The following is a 14279-nucleotide window of genomic DNA, read 5'->3' as shown; positions in this document are numbered from 1 at the left end:
TCGCTTGTCGATCTGCACGATATTCTCCGTTTGGCTGGAGAACCACCACTCCGTAGTCGAGTTCTATGGGCGTCCGTTGGCAACGACATGGTCGCGACGATCGACTTGGACAACGAGTCTGCCTGGCCGGTGCTTCAGAAACTATCGCACATCCTTGATGATTTAGAGGATGGCGGATTGACCGTGGAACCATTTGCTGAATACCGAAATTTCGAACTTGATAGTGACATAGATGAAAGCCGGCGTTTTCGTCGTGATCAGCGGTTCGAAATCATCCAAGAGTTTGTTCAGAACACCCCCTTTTGTTTTGAGAAGAAAGCACGAACAAACTTCATCGCTAGAGCGATTTTGGACCACGATGTATCCCGACCGACCGTCGTAAAATTGCTTCAAGATTATTGGCGCTGTGGAATGACGCCTAACGCGTTGTTGCCCCGTTGGGACTTGCGTGGGGGCAAAGGCAGGCCAAGGAAACTGTCTGGCGCCAAGTTGGGACGGCCGCGTCTGCCAGTTCCCGAGGGGATGACACCTCCCCCCTCGGGCATCAATATCACAGCGGATATTAGACGTTTTTTCGCAATTTCGATTGACCGTGAATATGCGATCAATCGACGGCTATCGTTGAGCGACGCATACAATCGGTGCATCTCGACATTCTTCGCAGAGCCAACTGAGAGGTCTCGCCCCGGTCAGATCGAGTTTCGCCCACGCGAAGAATATGCCGAGACCGGCTGGCCAACATTAGAACAATTCAAATATTGGGTAAGAAAGGATAAAAATCTTACCGCAATCGCCCGACAACGTGAGACACCGCGAGTCTTTGATCTTAAAAATCGTGGCTTGAGCGGAAGCGCGTCCGCTGAAGCGTGGGGACCAGGTTCAAGATTTGAGATCGACGCTACGATTGCAGATGTTTATCTCCTCTCGCGCCTTGACCGTAATCAGATCATTGGTCGCCCGGTCATTTATGTCGTAATCGATGTATTCTCTCGATTAATTGTCGGCGTTTATGTTGGTCTAGAAGGCCCATCCTGGGCTGCGGCAATGATGGCGTTGGCCAATGCTGTTGAAGACAAGCAGGCGTTTTGCGCATCGCGCGGGATAACAATCGAGCCAGAAGAGTGGCCCGCTCACCATCTACCATCAATATTGCTCGGCGACAGGGGCGAATTGGAAGGCAATGGCATCGCTCAGACACTGAAGCTTTTTCATGTGACGTGCGAAAATGCCGCAGCTTACCGAGCTGATTGGAAGGGCACTGTCGAATCTCGTTTTCGTATCTTACAGCACGCGTTCAAGCCTTACACGCCTGGGTATGTCGATACAGACTTCCGGGCGCGTGGCGCACGCGACTATCGTCTTGATGCAGTCCTAACGCTGGATGATTTCGAACAGATCATCCTGAATCTGGTGTTGTATTTCAACAATCATCATGAACTTACGTCCTTTGACCGACATAAAGGAATGGTCGAAGACCGTGTTCGGTCAATTCCGATAGAGATGTGGAACTGGGGCATTTCGTCAGTAGGCGGCCTGCCACGTAGGCCAGCGCCGGAACGGGTGCGCTTCGCGCTTCTCCCTCGCGACGTGGCATCGGTCACCGACCGGGGGATTCGGTTTCAAGGTAGATACTATGAATCAGCGATGAGCCGACGGGAGGACTGGTTTGGGAAGGCTCGGACCACCGGAAAACGATGGAAGGTCGAGGTCGGCTTCGACAAGCGTGACGTGAACCGAATTTACATAGCCGATAGCTCAACCGAATTTGGCTTTGACGTCGCAGAGCTTACGTCAAGGAGTCGGGAAGTTGAGGGCGGCAGTGGATGGGAGGCCGAAGCCATCACGCGTGTTTCCCAAGCTATGTCTCGAGAAAGCAAGCAGCGGGATGACTTGCGTCGGGCAGAAATGGTGGCTGAAAACGAGGCCGTGGTCAAAGCTGCCGCTGAAAAGTCTGGATCGGCCGCGTCCAAAAGCTCAGATGCATCGAAAGTTCGAAACATTCGCGGTAATCGCGCCCAGGAAAAGGGAGTTCGGCGAGAGGAAGAGGCCAGCGAATTCCGCCCGAAGGCGCTGCCGACCCAGACGACTGCGGAAGTTCATGTTCTCAGACCGTCAGGCGCAGCCGCCCGACCATCGTATGACACGCTTCGGGAGCAAAGCGACAAATGAGTGCTGTAGATCCGGAAGACAACAACCCTTTCGTTCGGCGTTTACCCGCCCGCATTGGCAAAGCCGCGCAATTTCAATTGCTGCGGCGTCTTCCCTATCATTCCGACGACGAACGGACCTTGTCGCATGTTGATCGGCGCTACCGAGTGCTTCGACTGTTAGACTATATGGATCCGCTCAACGAGCAGCTAGATTTGGTCGAGCGGTTCGACATGGCGATGCGGCAGGGATACCGGGGTCGAAATCCCGACACATTATCCTTCCGCAAATCGCTGCTGCAGTCAGCCGATGACATGGAGGCAGGCCGCGATCCGCTGAGCAACCCAGAATTCAATGAGATTCGCGGGGACGGCTTTATTGCCACCTATGCCAACGGCGAGCCTCGCGCGCCCAGAATGCCAGGGTTTTCGATCTTGGGTTGCCCAGGCATGGGAAAGTCGGCGACAATCGAACGTATCCTGCACAGCTATCCGCTAACGATCCGTCACACCGATACGCGGGACATGATCGTGCAGGTTCCGGCGCTGAAGATTGAATGTCCATCGACGGGATCACGCAAAAGCTTTTGCATCGAATTTTTTCGCCTGTTGGACGAACGCCTCGAACAAGATGGCAGGCTTGTACAACGGTATGGTAGCGCACGACGGACGGTCGATGCGATGCTTGCCGATGTACAACATTTAGTGCGGCTCCATGCCATCGGCGTCCTTGTTGTAGATGAAATTCAGAACCTCAATTCCAGTAAGGAGGGCATCGAGCCGCTAATCAATTTCCTCGTAACGATGGCAAACAAGATTGGCGTGGGCATCGTTACCATCGGAACGATGGCAGCAAAGGAAATCCCGCAGGCTGCATTTCACTCAGCTCGGCGCGCATCAGGGCTTGGTGCATCAATTTGGGAGCCGCTACGCCCCAGCCACGAATGGGATACCTTTGTAAAGAGCATGTGGAAGTTTCAGTGGACCAGCTGCGCAACGTCGTTTGATCCAGATATTGATGCAACGCTTTTTCATCACAGCCAGGGCGTGGTCGATATTCTGATCAAGCTGTTCATACTAGCCCAGCTTCGCGTGATCAGCAATTCCGAACTCACCGGAACGCCGGAAATGATCACCTGTGAGGTAATTGAAGCGGTCGCCAAGGAAGACATGGCGATGGTTTTACCCATGATCGACGCCCTAAGAACCGGAAATATCGGAATGCTCGACCGCTTTGAGGATCTTAAGCCGTTCCATGACTATTTTCACTCTGTTGTCCGTAGCGCCGTTGGATCTGATATCACCGAAATCCAGTCACGCTTGGCGGCTGAAGAGGCTGCTGTAAGGGCTCGTGCTGGTGATGGCGGTACCGAAAAAGAGCGTTTCTACGTTGAGATGCTGAAGTTGCAGGGTGTTCCGGATCAACACGTACATCGCGTCTTAGCCGAGATCTTAGCTCGGGTGGGACCGGACGATGTATCGGCGATCGCTCGTGCGATTGGAGAAGCCGCTCTTGCAGTTGAAAAGCTGGTCGTTCCCAAAACAAAGGTCCGGCCTGTGGCTGAACGGGTAAAAATGCCGAACGATTTGCGCGACATTTTTTCCGGTCTGCCGGAGGGCAAAACGATGCATGAGGCGCTAGTGGCGGCAGGGATCGCTTGCTCGCCCCGCGACGCGATCGCTGCGTAGCAGCTCGTGGCAACGGTTACTCTCGATTATTTCCCCGAAAGATATCCGGACGAGCTTCTGTACAGTGTTTTGGGTCGCTGGACCCGCCATACAGGTGTCTCGAGCCCGAAAGCCGCAGCAGATGCGTTGTTCGGAGACCGATTTGCCCCTGCAACCTGGGATTTGCCGTGTCGGCTTGGAGCTCTAGCTTCCAGACTGAACCCCGCTCTGAAGCTTGATGCCGCAACTTTGATTTCCGACCTGACGCTGGAGCCATACTACACAGCGTTTGCTTCCGATTCGGTGCGGCGATCAATCCGAACCTCTATGACTGGAAACGCAGCTGCCCTTCATATTCGATTGGGACTAGTCGCTTCCCCGGTGATCCGCCCCCCGACGGCACGGTATTGCGTGGATTGCAACCAGGAAGCCTTCTCGCAATACGGGGAGTATTATTGGCATCGAGTCCATCAACTACCCGGCGTTCTCGTGTGTCCGACGCATCGACGTCCGCTATGCATGTCTGACCTGGGATTGGACAGGCTACGCTGCGCGTATCATCCCGCTGACCAAATGACCTGCCCTGTCGATGGTTTGGCTGCCTATGAAGCCTCAACCAATACCACGCTCCACGATACACTGACGACCATCGCGCAGATCAGCAGTGAGACGCTGTCGAATCCACCTGCTGGAAAAAGTCTCGAGGATTTACGGGAAGGCTATTGTGACCTGGCGCGCCGAGCAGGTTTGTTCAGGTCCCAGGCGAAGGTTGATGTTATGCGATTGACCGAAGGTTTTCGCACCCGATTTCGCGCTGTTCTGCCACACTTGGAAGGGGCAGATCTCACAGGTGAGGAGTCGAACTGGCTCTGCTCGATGCTTAGGAAGCAGCGAAATGCTGAACAACCGTTACGTCATCTTTTGACAACGCTGTACTTGGAAGGACTGCCGAGGCCAACAATCACAGCAAAGTTGGAAGATCAACCCTACGGCCATGGACCATGGCAATGCCGAAATCCCCTCGCCGCTCATTTCGGCAAGGATGTCGTAACCGATCTGAAAACCTATCGAAACAAATCATCAATCGTTGGAATTTTTTCTTGCCGCTGCGGCTATGAATATACGCGCGGCGTAATGCCGAATGGCTCTCTAGGAAAACCCAGGTATCGCCACTTCGGCCCTCTTTTACGGCCCGTCCTTGTATCGGCGATATCGAACGGGAAGAGTTTGCGAGATATTGCCAGATCAACCCGCCTTGATCCAAAAACTGTCGCTACGGAAACAGCGGCATTAGGGATTGCGACGCCATGGTCATGCGGTCGAACGAGACGGGCGCGCGGGACGCGAAGGCAGCCGCGGAGTCGGCAAGTAATGCGGCGGCCGAACCGGCCTCGTAGGGATTGGCAAACCATTGATCGCGAGATGACAAAAACCGTTCAGGAAATTGCCAAAGATATTAGTTCTGAAGCCCCGCCGGTTCGCGTAAGTATTGCAGAGATTGAACGCCGACTTGATCGACACGGGGCGGTGCGTCGGCGAAAGCGAGTTCTATTTGAAACCAACAAGGTAATCTCGACGCTGGCGGAATCTACGGAAGCATTCCAGCGTCGCCGGCTCCAATGGGCAGTCTCTCGATTGGAGGCGGAGTACGTCTACCCACCAGCTTGGCGAGTTTTGAAGTTGGCGGGTTTGCAATCGGCTTGGCGAGACGAAGCATGTCGCCTTTTGACCAAGCCAAACTGCAGCCCCAGCCGAACGCAAAATGAAGGTTAACTATTTTCACCAAAAGTGAAAGCTAACTGAAAAACAAAGCTAACTATTCCTCTGAAAGCTAACTATTTTCGTTACACATCGGTTCCGTGACGATCAGTCCGGCTATTCCACCGTCACGCTTTTCGCCAGATTCCGCGGTTGGTCGACGTCCGTGCCCTTGGCGACCGCGACGTGATAGGCGAGCAATTGCACCGGCACCGCATAGACGATCGGCGCGATCAGCGGGTGGACCTTGGGCATCTCGATCGTCGCGACCGCGTCGTCGCCGGCCTGCGCCAGCCCTTCCGCGTCGGAGATCAGCACGACCTGCGCACCGCGTGCCTGCGCTTCCTGCATGTTCGACACGGTCTTGTCGAACAGCGGGCCGGATGGCGCGATGACGATCAGCGGCACATGCTCGTCGATCAGCGCGATCGGACCATGCTTCATTTCACCCGACGCGTAACCTTCCGCGTGGATATAGCTGATTTCCTTCAGTTTTAATGCGCCTTCCAGCGCCAGCGGATAGTCGGGACCGCGCCCCAGATAGAGCACGTCGCGCGCCGCGGCGATGGTGTGCGCCATCGCCTCGATATCGGCGTCATGGCCAAGTGCTGCGTTGATCGCGGCGGGCACCTCGGTCAGATGCTCGACGATGTCGCGTTCGTCCTCGGCGGACAATTTGCCCTTGGCGCGGGCGAGATTGACCGCAAGTGCCGCCATCACCGCGAGCTGGCAGGTGAACGCCTTGGTCGATGCGACGCCGATCTCGGGGCCGGCATGGGTCGGCATCAGCAGATCGACTTCGCGCGCCATCGAACTGGTCGGCACGTTGATGATCCCCGCCGTAGTCACGCCGCCATTCTTCATGTGGCGCAGCGCCGCGAGTGTGTCCGCCGTCTCGCCCGACTGGCTGACGACGACGCCCAGCGTGTTGGGCAGCAATACGGGGTCGCGGTAGCGATATTCGGACGCGACATCGACCTCGACCGGCAGCCGCGCGAATTGTTCGATCCAGTATTTGCCGATCATCCCGACATAGCTCGCCGTTCCGCACGCAACGATCACCACGCGCTCGACCGTGGACAGGTCGAATTCCATGTCGGGGAGCGCGACCTGCGCCTCCAGCGGACGGAGATACGAACGCAGCGTCTGGGCGACGACGACCGGCTGTTCGTAGATTTCCTTCTGCATGAAATGGCGATGATTGCCCTTGTCGATCAGCGCCCCCGTGATGCCCGACAGCGTGATCGGGCGATCGACGGGATTGTTCTCGACGTCATAGACCTGCGTCTCGCCGGGACGGATCACGACCCAGTCGCCCTCGTCGAGATAGGCGATCTTCTGGGTGAGCGGCGCAAGCGCCAGCGCGTCGGAGCCGAGATAGGTCTCGCCCTCGCCCTGCCCCACCACCAAAGGCGATCCCAGCCGCGCGCCGATCAACAATTCGGGGTGATCCTCGAACAGGATCGCCAGCGCGAACGCCCCGTACAAGCGCGGCAGCACGTCGCGCACCGCTGCGACCGGATCGCCGGTTTCGCCATAGGCGCGGTCGATCAGATGGGCGACGACTTCGGTATCGGTCTGGCTGTGAAACTGCCGACCATCGGCGACAAGTTCGTCGCGCAAGGGTTTGAAATTCTCGATAATTCCGTTGTGGACGACGGTGACGCGACCCGCTTGATGCGGATGGGCATTGTCCTCGGTCGGCGCGCCATGCGTCGCCCAACGGGTATGCGCGATGCCGATCGTGCCGGGCAGCGGCTCCTCGATGAGCTTCTTCGCGAGATTCACGAGCTTGCCCTGCGCGCGGCGGCGCTCGATCCGGCCGTCATGGATCGTCGCGATCCCGGCCGAATCATAGCCGCGATATTCGAGCCGCTTCAGCCCGTCGAGCAGACGATCGGCAACGTCCTCGCGCCCCAAAATACCAACGATTCCGCACATGGATCAGCTACCCTTTTTCTTCGCGGTCATCGCGTCGCGGAACCGCCTTGCCCAGCCGGGCTTCGATTTCTGTTCGGGACGGACGAGCGCGAGCGCGTCGGCCTCCACATCTTTGGTCAGCACCGATCCGGCGGCAACAATCGCGCCTGCGCCGATATTGACCGGCGCAACCAGTGCCGAGTTCGATCCGATGAACGCACCCTCGCCGATCACGGTCTTGTATTTGAAAAAGCCGTCATAATTGCAGGTGATCGTGCCCGCGCCGATATTCGCGCCCGCCCCGACCTCGGCATCGCCGATATAGCTCAGGTGATTGGCCTTGGCGCCCTTGCCCAGCACCGCCTTCTTCACCTCGACGAAATTGCCGACCTTGGAGCGCTCGCCCAGCAGCGCGCCGGGACGCAGCCGGGCATAGGGACCGACCTCGGCATTCGCGCCAACGGTCGCACCTTCGAGATGGGAGAAAGCACGAATGGTCGCGCCATCGGCGATGGTCACGCCGTGGCCGAACACGACATTGGGTTCGATCACCACGTCGCGGCCCACGACCGTATCGTGCGCGAACCAGACGGTATCGGGCGCGACCAGCGTTGCGCCCTCGGCCATCGCCCTGGCGCGGCGGGCCGCCTGCCATTCACCCTCCAGCGCGGCAAGTTCGCCGCGGCTGTTGACGCCGGTGACTTCGGTCGCGTCCGTTTCGATGACCGCAGCATGGCGACCCGCTTCGCCCGCAAGCATGACGATGTCGGGCAGATAATATTCACCCGCGGCATTGTCGTTGCCGACTTTCCCAAGCAGCGCGAACAAATCTCGCGAAGCGACTGCCATCAAACCCGAATTGCACAGCGTCTCCGCGCGTTCGGCGTCCGATGCGTCCTTATATTCGACCATCCGCGCGATGCGGTCCGAACCGGAATCGACGATCACCCGGCCATAGGCACCGGGCTCCGCCGGACGGAAGCCCAGCACCACCGCGGCGGGTGCGTCGTCGCCGTGCAACCGGTCGAGCATCCGCCGCATCGTGTCGGCCGACACCAACGGCACATCGCCGTACAGGATCAGCACATCGCCTTCGAACCCGGCCAGCGCGGCCTCTGCCTGTGCGACGGCGTGACCGGTGCCGAGCTGCTCCGCCTGATGCGCGGTCAGCGCGCCGTGCGAGGCGACCGCTGCCTCCACCTGCTCGCGCCGGGCACCCACCACCACCACGGTGCGTTCGGGAGACAGAGACGCCACGCTATCCACCAGATGCAGCAGCATCGGCCGCCCGGCAACCGGGTGCAGCACCTTGTGCAAATCGGATTTCATCCGCGTGCCCATGCCGGCGGCAAGGATGATGGCGGCAACTGGACGCGTGGACACGATTTCCTCCCGGACGTTCGCCGCGCCCTGCCATGTTTGACGAGGCATTTCCAGAACTTCAACCGGGCGGACGATGGCCCTTGCGCCATTTGGTCCACAGGTGCTGTACAAGCATCGCAGGCGGCATCCGCAACCCGTGCGAGCGGAGATAGAAGACCAGTTCGGTCAGCTTGCGGGTCTGGCGGCCCCAACCGTCGCGCGCAGTCAGGCGACCTAGGAAGAGTCGATCCAGCCCGCCCAAATCCGTCCGTGCTGATTGGGTGTAGAGCGCGTTACGCAACCGCAGAGCACGGGCGACCTCCCGCTCCAGCCCGTGCAACCGCGCCCGCTCCGCCAATCTCACCTCGAACCCCTCGACTGCAAACTCGTCGATCAGGCAGTGAATGTCCCACAAATTGCGCAATCCCCCCGCCAGATCGCCATCGGCGAACAGATGCGCGACCGAATGGCAGATCATGTCCTCCGGGTTCAGCATCCGCAGCCCATTCCCCAGCGCCACGCTGTCCGCGATCAGCGCCCCCGCATCGGGCGTGATCCGCGCGGTCAGCGGCAGGATCGTGTGATGCACGTCGATCATCCGGTCCCGCTCGCGGTGAATCAGCGGCGGCAATTCGTGCATCCATTGCCGGTAATAGGCGTCGTCATAGGGATCAGGCTTCACCCATTCCCACCCCGCCGCGAGCAACGCCGCCTCGACCGCCTCGATCGCGTCGCGCGGCACCAGAATATCGAGATCGCCGATCGACCGCCCCTGCCCCGCCGTCAGTCCCGCGGCGACATAGGCGGTGCCCTTGAGCAGCACCACCGGCACGCCAAGCGGCGCCAGCGCGCGGCGGGCCATTTCGGCTTCCCACAAGGCGGCGGTGCGGCCTTGCGCGGCGGAGGCGCGATGATCGGCGAGAATGCGCGCGGCGCTGGCGGGCATCGCCAAGCCGTCGAGCCGATGCGCGAGCGTGCCCACGATCTGCTCGGCGCGCGCGGCGGCGATCAGCGCGGCCCAGCCTTCGGAATCGAGATCCTCGGCGAACGACGGGTCGCGCAGGACTTGGGTGAGGAGGAGGCCGCTCATGCAAGCTCCCCCCACAACCGCTCGACCAGCGCCACTGCCGCATCGGTATCGGGATAGTCGATCGCCCGCGCCGGCACGCGTTGTACCAGCGCCGTCAGCGCATCGAACCCGCGCTCTGCCATCGCGACGTAATTGGTCGACGCCTGGGTCAGCCGCACGAAAATCTCGCTCGGCAGCACCGGGCGATCCTCTGCGGCAAAGCCAAATCGCGGGAACAGGATCAACGCCGGTTTCGCTGGCGCGTCCATCGTTGCGATCGCCCGCGCATCGGGCACAACGTGGCGAATGTCGCCCTTGGGCGTGGCCGTTAGCAGCGGCCCGAACCGCGCGTCGGGCATCAACCGCTCGACGACGCCGACGCTCTCGTTCTTCAGGCTGACCAGCCGGGGGAAGGCGTGAAGCAGCCCGGTTTCGGGATCGAGCAGCGCGAATTCATCGCCCATGAACCGCCAGCCCCGCGCCATCAGCAAGGTCGCCAGCGTCGATTTTCCCGCCCCCGACACGCCGGTCATCACCAGCGCCTTGCCGTCGCGCTCGACCGCCGAGGCATGGAGCAGCAGGTAACGCCGCTGGGCCAGCGCCATCTGGAGATTCATCCCCATTTCCGCCGCCAGCAGCCCCAGCCGAAGCGGCAGCGGCAACGCATCGGGAATGGTATAATCGCCGCCGATCATTACCGCAGGCCGCACGAACCGTCGCCACGGCCGGGCCGCGAACAGCCGCACGTTGAAATCGGCGATGCCGTCCTCGGGCCTGGGATAATCGCGGTACAGCTGGTCGAGTTGCTCGATCGGCGCGCGCCAGTCCGATCCGACGCGAAACCCGACGGGTCCGATCCGCAGTCGCGTCGAATATCTCATGCCCGCACGACCAGGCCGATATCGGCCAGCTCGTCGAGCCGCGCCGCCAACGCTGCCGCATCGGGATCACCGAGATCGAACTGCTCGCTCAGCCGCGCGAGCAACGTCGCGACATCGCAGGGCGTTTCGTCCAGCACCTCGATCAATTCGGGTACCGGCGACGCCACGACATGCGTCTGCCCCGATGCCCGGTGATAGATCAGCGTCATGGCATCGAGCGGCACGATCCGCAGCGTCGGCAAGGGCACGCGCGCGTATCGCTTTTGCTTGCCCTCCGACATTTCGCCACTCCCTTGCTGACGCGTAGACGAACCGTTTAACGTCAATGCGTGTGCAAGTGGTTTAGGCGGACCGAGCAGCAGGGAAATGCCGCCGGTCAAATCTTTGCGCCTTGGCTCACCAACGCGGCAGCCGCGCGATAGCGATAGCGGCGTATCGAAATGCTGCCCCGCCTGAAACGAACGAACGGCAATTCGGCAAGCTCAGAACGAAGGGATTTGCCCGAGACCTGACGGTCAGGTGCGCGCCGCGATCGCCGCCTCCACCGCGGCAAATCCCTCGACGCTCGCAGTCGCCAGGTCGATCGGGCGTCCGCCCAGCGCATCGTCGTGTGCGTTGAGCCAGGCAATCGCTCCGCCCGGTTCGCGCATCTTTTCCCATGCGATTGTGGTGATCTTGCCCTGACGCGCGACGGCGTCGGCGGGCATCAGATTCTTGGTATAGGGTTTGCGGAACGGCCGCCTGAACGGTTTGCTCAGGTCGGCCTTCTGAACGTCGGGCCCGCTCAACGGCCCGACACGCTGCGCGGGCGCAGGCTGGTACGGACGACTTCGCCGGTCAGGACCCGCTTGCCGAACGCCTTGGTCAGCGTCGCGGCATCGTCGCCGTTCATATAGACGACGCGCGTGCCGCTGGGATGTAGCGGCTCGATCGCGCTGATTGCGGCATTGTGCTTGGCAGACAGAACTTCGACTTCTTCGCGGGTAGCGGTGACGTTGACGGCGCGCGACATGAAAGATTTCCTCCTGACGGGATCGAAAAGCGAAAAACGACATGCCGAAACAGGTCGGATTTCTCGGATTTCGGAGCGGGAGCGCAAATCATCTCTCAGTCGCGCCAGCTCATCGGGGTCAGGGTGCGATGCTTTCAATGTGGGGGCGAACCCATCGTTTCGCAAGCGCTTCGAACCGCCAACCCGGCGCTGAGCAAGGAAGTAACCGTAACGACCGGGCCCAAATGTTTGAGATTGCACTGCGGTTCGGCTAGCGGAGCGCGATGCGCGCAACCTATCAGGAATGGAGCCACTGGATCGGCGACGGCACCGGCCTGCCCGACACCATCCTGCATCTGCATGCCGGGATGGCCATTTTCCTGATCGTGCGGGTCATCAGCGGACGTTCGCTGGGCAGTTGGCTGCCGATCACGATGGTGTTGATCGCCGCACTCTGCAAGGAAGTCGCTGACCGGATCGTTTATGGGTCATGGCGCTGGCACGACACGCCCTATGACGTGCTGGCCACGATGTTCTGGCCGACGATGCTGTGGCTGGGCATCCGCATCCGCCCGCTGATCGCCCGCGCGCACGAGCGGATTCACCCGCACCCGCACGAAGATACCGACGAAAACTAACCGCGCGGCATCTGGAGCGAGGCGTAGCAGGTGAAGCCGCTCGTCCCCGACTGAAGCCGCCGGATATAGTTGGTATAGGCGCGGCTGCGTTCGTAATCGGTGCCCGGCAGCGTACCGCCGTTCAGCGCCGCACGCACTTCCTCGCCCTTGAACACGCGGCCGGCCGGCGGCACCGCGCCGGGCGTGCCGGGGGCGACCAGCGTGCCGTCGGCGGCGATGTAATTGCCCGCACGCCCCGGATCGGGAACCGGAATCTCGCAGGTCGACACCGATGCGGCGGTCTGCGCCAGCGCCGGTCGGATCGACACCACCGCCGACGCGCTGACCGCGCCCAGCATCAATGCGCGGCGGCCCATCTGCGGGGCGACGCCGTTCGGCTCGGTTCGATCGGACTGGATTTCGCTCATGGTGCCTATGTTCATCGCCGATCATGGTTGAGCAACCGTAAATCGTGGTTACCGCAACGCCGCATCCCCCCTACCGCCGCGCCGCTCCGCACGATAACGAAGGGCGCATGAAGCAATTGTTCGGCCTGCGCGCGGTCATCGCGCTGCTGCTTGTGGGGGTAAGTTCGGCGGCGGGGCTGTTGCTCGGCGCGCATGTCGATTCGGTGCTGATCGCGCTGGTCGGCGGCGCGGCGGCGGTGCTGATGGCGGCGGGCACCCGTGGCGACGAAGAGGAAGCCGCCCCGCCCCCCGCGCCGCCGCAGTCCGCCCGTACCGCCGACGAACCGCGCATCGCCGACGCGATCGAGGCGATCGGCGAACCCGTGCTGATCGTCGGCGACAACCGCGTGCTGGCCGCCAACGCGCCGGCCCGCACATTGCTGGGTGGCCACGTCATCGGTGAGGACGTGCGGCTGGCCATCCGCCACCCGGCGGCCGCCGAACGGCTGATCACCGCGCTCGACGGTCAGGATGACATCTCGGTCCATCTAGTCGGACTCGGCACCCGCGACCAGCGCTGGGAAATGCGGATGCGCGCGCTGCCCGGCGGTCGGCGGATCGTGCATCTGTCGGACAAGACCGGCGCCCACGCGACCGACAAGATCCGCATCGATTTCGTCGCCAATGCCAGCCACGAACTGCGCACCCCGCTCGCGTCGCTGCTCGGCTTTATCGAGACGTTGGGCGACGAAGCGGGCGACGATCCCGAAACCCGCGCGCGCTTCCTGAAGGTGATGCACGACGAAGCCGTCCGCATGCAGCGGCTGGTCGACGATCTGATGAGCCTGTCGCGGATCGAGGCAGAGAAATATCGCGAGCCCGATCAGGCGGTCGATCTGGGCGCGATGATCGCCGCGCTTGCCACCGAATATGCGTCGACTCAGGGCGCGCGCGGCGGAGAGGTCGTCACCCGGCTCGATCCGCTGGCGCCGGTCAAGGGCGATTATCCGCGCCTGTCGCAGTTGCTCCACAACATCGTCGGCAATGCGCTGAAATACGGCCGCCCCGGAACCCCGGTGACGATTCGCCTGAGCCGGGACGGCCAGATGGCGCGCCTGTCGGTCAGCGACGAAGGCGAAGGAATCGCGCCCGAACATCTCCCCCGCCTGACCGAGCGGTTCTATCGCGTCGATTCGGGGCGCAGCCGCGCGCTGGGCGGCACCGGCCTCGGCCTGTCGATCGTCAAGCACATCGTCGAACGGCACCGCGGGCGGATGGATATCCATTCGATTCCGGGCAAGGGAACCACGGTGACGGTCCTGCTGCCGCTGGACCCGACCGCGCGTTAAGACGGGGCACCGTCGTCCTCCTTCCGTCATTGCGATCGTAGCGAAGCAATCCACGGCGGCAAACGCGTCACTGGATTGCATCGCTACGCGCGCAATGACGATGCCAATCT

General features: G+C 61.1%; 13 protein-coding genes and 1 pseudogene. 6 read left to right on the top strand and 8 right to left on the bottom strand.

The window, feature by feature from the left end; translation table 11 throughout:
• Positions 1 to 87 precede the first annotated feature (87 nt).
• From ACX0GZ_RS09520 to ACX0GZ_RS09505, 4 genes and pseudogenes are all read left to right on the top strand, one after another.
• Positions 88 to 2169: a Mu transposase C-terminal domain-containing protein gene (locus ACX0GZ_RS09520; protein ID WP_458815763.1), complete on the top strand. Its 2082-nt coding sequence runs from the start codon at positions 88 to 90 to the stop codon at positions 2167 to 2169.
• Positions 2166 to 3836 carry an ATP-binding protein gene (locus ACX0GZ_RS09515; RefSeq protein WP_458815761.1) on the top strand — a complete coding sequence of 557 codons (1671 nt, stop codon included), beginning with the start codon at positions 2166 to 2168 and terminating at the stop codon, positions 3834 to 3836. The genes ACX0GZ_RS09520 and ACX0GZ_RS09515 overlap by 4 nt, the downstream gene beginning before the upstream one ends.
• 6 nt (positions 3837 to 3842) lie before the next feature.
• Positions 3843 to 4319: pseudogene (locus ACX0GZ_RS09510) on the top strand (TniQ family protein); the annotation flags it as partial.
• 15 nt (positions 4320 to 4334) lie between these two features.
• Complete coding sequence (locus tag ACX0GZ_RS09505; RefSeq protein WP_458816187.1) at positions 4335 to 5588, top strand: TnsD family Tn7-like transposition protein; 1254 nt, start codon at positions 4335 to 4337, stop codon at positions 5586 to 5588.
• Positions 5589 to 5690: 102 nt separating this feature from the next.
• Here the strand turns inward: ACX0GZ_RS09505 and glmS are convergent, their stop codons facing one another.
• From glmS to ACX0GZ_RS09470, 7 genes are all read right to left on the bottom strand, one after another.
• Complete coding sequence (gene glmS / locus ACX0GZ_RS09500; protein WP_458815759.1) at positions 5691 to 7514, bottom strand: glutamine--fructose-6-phosphate transaminase (isomerizing); 1824 nt, start codon at positions 7512 to 7514, stop codon at positions 5691 to 5693.
• Positions 7515 to 7517: 3 nt separating this feature from the next.
• On the bottom strand, positions 7518 to 8924 hold the full coding sequence (gene glmU, locus ACX0GZ_RS09495) for a bifunctional UDP-N-acetylglucosamine diphosphorylase/glucosamine-1-phosphate N-acetyltransferase GlmU (RefSeq protein WP_458815757.1): 1407 nt from the start codon (positions 8922 to 8924) through the stop codon (positions 7518 to 7520).
• Between the two features lie 10 nt (positions 8925 to 8934).
• Positions 8935 to 9945: a nucleotidyltransferase domain-containing protein gene (locus ACX0GZ_RS09490; protein ID WP_458815755.1), complete on the bottom strand. Its 1011-nt coding sequence runs from the start codon at positions 9943 to 9945 to the stop codon at positions 8935 to 8937.
• Complete coding sequence (locus tag ACX0GZ_RS09485; protein WP_458815753.1) at positions 9942 to 10805, bottom strand: HprK-related kinase A; 864 nt, start codon at positions 10803 to 10805, stop codon at positions 9942 to 9944. The genes ACX0GZ_RS09490 and ACX0GZ_RS09485 overlap by 4 nt, the downstream gene beginning before the upstream one ends.
• Positions 10802 to 11086: an HPr-rel-A system PqqD family peptide chaperone gene (locus tag ACX0GZ_RS09480; RefSeq protein ID WP_458815751.1), complete on the bottom strand. Its 285-nt coding sequence runs from the start codon at positions 11084 to 11086 to the stop codon at positions 10802 to 10804. Before ACX0GZ_RS09480 ends, ACX0GZ_RS09485 begins: the two co-directional genes overlap by 4 nt.
• 234 nt (positions 11087 to 11320) lie before the next feature.
• On the bottom strand, positions 11321 to 11593 hold the full coding sequence (locus ACX0GZ_RS09475) for a hypothetical protein (RefSeq protein ID WP_458815750.1): 273 nt from the start codon (positions 11591 to 11593) through the stop codon (positions 11321 to 11323).
• Positions 11590 to 11817: a hypothetical protein gene (locus ACX0GZ_RS09470; protein ID WP_458815748.1), complete on the bottom strand. Its 228-nt coding sequence runs from the start codon at positions 11815 to 11817 to the stop codon at positions 11590 to 11592. The genes ACX0GZ_RS09475 and ACX0GZ_RS09470 overlap by 4 nt, the downstream gene beginning before the upstream one ends.
• A gap of 263 nt (positions 11818 to 12080) precedes the next feature.
• On the opposite strand from ACX0GZ_RS09470, the gene ACX0GZ_RS09465 reads away from it, so the two are divergent.
• On the top strand, positions 12081 to 12434 hold the full coding sequence (locus ACX0GZ_RS09465; protein ID WP_458815746.1) for a hypothetical protein: 354 nt from the start codon (positions 12081 to 12083) through the stop codon (positions 12432 to 12434).
• On the opposite strand, the gene ACX0GZ_RS09460 is transcribed toward ACX0GZ_RS09465, so the two are convergent.
• Positions 12431 to 12841, bottom strand: coding sequence for a hypothetical protein (locus ACX0GZ_RS09460; protein ID WP_458815744.1), 411 nt, complete (start codon positions 12839 to 12841; stop codon positions 12431 to 12433). The two genes, ACX0GZ_RS09465 and ACX0GZ_RS09460, sit on opposite strands and share 4 nt — an antisense overlap.
• Before the next feature lie 107 nt (positions 12842 to 12948).
• On the opposite strand from ACX0GZ_RS09460, the gene ACX0GZ_RS09455 reads away from it, so the two are divergent.
• On the top strand, positions 12949 to 14169 hold the full coding sequence (locus tag ACX0GZ_RS09455) for an ATP-binding protein (RefSeq protein ID WP_458815742.1): 1221 nt from the start codon (positions 12949 to 12951) through the stop codon (positions 14167 to 14169).
• Positions 14170 to 14279 lie beyond the last annotated feature (110 nt).

This window comes from Sphingomonas aestuarii, assembly GCF_054457155.1.
Note: the sequence above shows the minus strand (reverse complement) of the source record. Positions and strands in the feature narration are given on the sequence as shown.

What these genes read in the sequence shown, in the direction of transcription:
- ACX0GZ_RS09490 (WP_458815755.1), bottom strand. Translation starts at nt 9,945, where the DNA reads ATGAGCGGCCTCCTCCTCACCCAAGTCCTGCGCGACCCGTCGTTCGCC.
- glmU (WP_458815757.1), bottom strand. Translation starts at nt 8,924, where the DNA reads ATGCCTCGTCAAACATGGCAGGGCGCGGCGAACGTCCGGGAGGAAATC.
- ACX0GZ_RS09470 (WP_458815748.1), bottom strand. Translation starts at nt 11,817, where the DNA reads ATGTCGCGCGCCGTCAACGTCACCGCTACCCGCGAAGAAGTCGAAGTT.
- ACX0GZ_RS09520 (WP_458815763.1), top strand. Translation starts at nt 88, where the DNA reads ATGGTCGCGACGATCGACTTGGACAACGAGTCTGCCTGGCCGGTGCTT.
- ACX0GZ_RS09485 (WP_458815753.1), bottom strand. Translation starts at nt 10,805, where the DNA reads ATGAGATATTCGACGCGACTGCGGATCGGACCCGTCGGGTTTCGCGTC.
- ACX0GZ_RS09455 (WP_458815742.1), top strand. Translation starts at nt 12,949, where the DNA reads ATGAAGCAATTGTTCGGCCTGCGCGCGGTCATCGCGCTGCTGCTTGTG.
- glmS (WP_458815759.1), bottom strand. Translation starts at nt 7,514, where the DNA reads ATGTGCGGAATCGTTGGTATTTTGGGGCGCGAGGACGTTGCCGATCGT.
- ACX0GZ_RS09515 (WP_458815761.1), top strand. Translation starts at nt 2,166, where the DNA reads ATGAGTGCTGTAGATCCGGAAGACAACAACCCTTTCGTTCGGCGTTTA.
- ACX0GZ_RS09465 (WP_458815746.1), top strand. Translation starts at nt 12,081, where the DNA reads ATGCGCGCAACCTATCAGGAATGGAGCCACTGGATCGGCGACGGCACC.
- ACX0GZ_RS09505 (WP_458816187.1), top strand. Translation starts at nt 4,335, where the DNA reads ATGTCTGACCTGGGATTGGACAGGCTACGCTGCGCGTATCATCCCGCT.
- ACX0GZ_RS09480 (WP_458815751.1), bottom strand. Translation starts at nt 11,086, where the DNA reads ATGTCGGAGGGCAAGCAAAAGCGATACGCGCGCGTGCCCTTGCCGACG.
- ACX0GZ_RS09460 (WP_458815744.1), bottom strand. Translation starts at nt 12,841, where the DNA reads ATGAGCGAAATCCAGTCCGATCGAACCGAGCCGAACGGCGTCGCCCCG.